Origin of the sequence: Bifidobacterium scaligerum (genome assembly GCF_002802865.1) — a bacterium.
In the GTDB taxonomy this organism is placed as follows: Bacteria; Actinomycetota; Actinomycetes; order Actinomycetales; family Bifidobacteriaceae; genus Bifidobacterium; species Bifidobacterium scaligerum.
In genome coordinates this window covers 88,424-90,065 of sequence record NZ_PGLQ01000009.1, presented here as the reverse complement: position 1 = coordinate 90,065, position 1,642 = coordinate 88,424, and the positions used below count along the sequence as shown (strand labels likewise).

At 62.2% G+C, this 1,642-nt stretch carries 1 protein-coding gene; it reads left to right on the top strand.

The window, feature by feature from the left end:
* The first annotated feature begins 310 nt into the window (after positions 1–310).
* The gene (gene asd, locus CUU80_RS09660; RefSeq protein ID WP_100497123.1) at positions 311–1,405 is read left to right on the top strand and encodes an aspartate-semialdehyde dehydrogenase; all 1,095 of its coding nucleotides are present in this window, start codon (positions 311–313) and stop codon (positions 1,403–1,405) included.
* The last annotated feature ends 237 nt before the right edge of the window (positions 1,406–1,642 follow it).

The window sequence follows — 1,642 nt, the reverse complement described above, 5'->3', positions numbered from 1 at the left end:
GAGCGTGGGCAGCGTCAGATGGGTATAAGAGAGAGGCCGGGGGTCGGCCGGAGGACGGGAGGACGCGGGGCGACTGGGGCGTTCCGACCGGAGGATGGGAGGATGCGGGCGCGAGGTTCCGGTCGGTGGGCCTCGGACGGCCCCACCCCGGCCATCATGCGGAAGTACGCCCCGTTGGGCTGAGGTGCGCAACTCCAACCTTGACGGCCCCGCCCGGCCATCATGCGGAAGTACGCGACACGCGGCACGGCGTTTCCGTAAGATTGACGATTACGTGTGAACACCCATCCATCTGACCCAAGGGGTTGATATGTCCGAAAAGTTGAAGGTCGGCGTGCTTGGCGCCACCGGCATGGTCGGCCAGCGTTTCATCACGCTGCTGGAAAATCATCCGTGGTTCGAGCTGACCACGCTCGCTGCCTCCGCGCATAGCGCCGGCAAGACCTACGAGGAGGCCGTCGGCGACCGTTGGAAGATGGAGGCGCCGATGCCGGAGTTCGTCAAGCACATGACGGTGCTCGACGGCGATGACGTGGAGAACGTGGCCAAGGACGTGGACTTCATGTTCTCCGCAGTGAACATGCCCAAGGACCAGATTCGCGCCATCGAGGAGCGCTACGCGAAAACCGAGACCCCGGTGGTCTCGAACAACAGCGCACACCGCTGGACGCCGGATGTGCCGATGGTTGTGCCGGAGATCAATCCGGAGCATTTCGCGGTGATCGAGCATCAGCGACGTCGGCTGGGCACCACGCGCGGATTCATCGCCGTCAAGCCGAATTGCTCGATTCAGGCGTACACGCCGGCGCTGGCCGCGTGGAAGGAGTTCGAGCCGCGCGAAGTGGTGGTGAGCACGTATCAGGCTATTTCCGGCGCTGGTAAGACCTTCAAGGATTGGCCCGAGATGGTGGGCAACATCATTCCGTTCATTTCCGGCGAAGAGGCGAAAAGCGAGAAGGAGCCGCTCAAGGTGTTCGGCCATGTGGACCCGGAGCGCGGCGAAATCATGCCGTTCGAGGGGGCTCTGCGCATCACCTCGCAGTGCATTCGCGTGCCTGTGCTCAACGGTCACACCGCCACCGTGTTCATCAACTTCGGCAAGAAGGCCACGAAGGAAGAGCTCATCGACCGCTTGGTGAATTACACTTCGCAGGCCGCCGAACTCGGTCTGCCGCATGCGCCGAAGCAGTTCATCCAGTACCTGACCGAGGATGATCGTCCGCAGGTCAAGCTGGATGTGGATTACGAGGGCGGCATGGGTGTTTCCATCGGCCGTCTGCGTGAGGACTCCATCTTCGACTGGAAGTTCGTGGGCCTCGCGCACAACACGCTGCGCGGTGCCGCCGGTGGCGCACTGGAATGCGCTGAAATGCTCAAGGCGCTCGGCTACATCACAAAGAAGTAGCAAGAAGCCGCAGACGCGGTTTGTAGCGGTTCGCCCGATTTGTGCTGTGCGCCCGATTCGTGCTGTGCGCCCGATTCGTACTTTTCGCACGATTCGGGCGCAAATGGGGTGTATGAATCACGCCCCGCACCCGAATCGCACGAAAACGTCCCACACATGCCTGCATCCGGCCACTTTGCACCCAAATCGCGCGAAAAGCACGCAGAACAGGCCAAATCCAAGCAGCCCCGCACCCGA

Coding starts and splice junctions, on each gene's coding strand:
- asd (WP_100497123.1), top strand. CDS start 311: ATGTCCGAAAAGTTGAAGGTCGGCGTGCTTGGCGCCACCGGCATGGTC.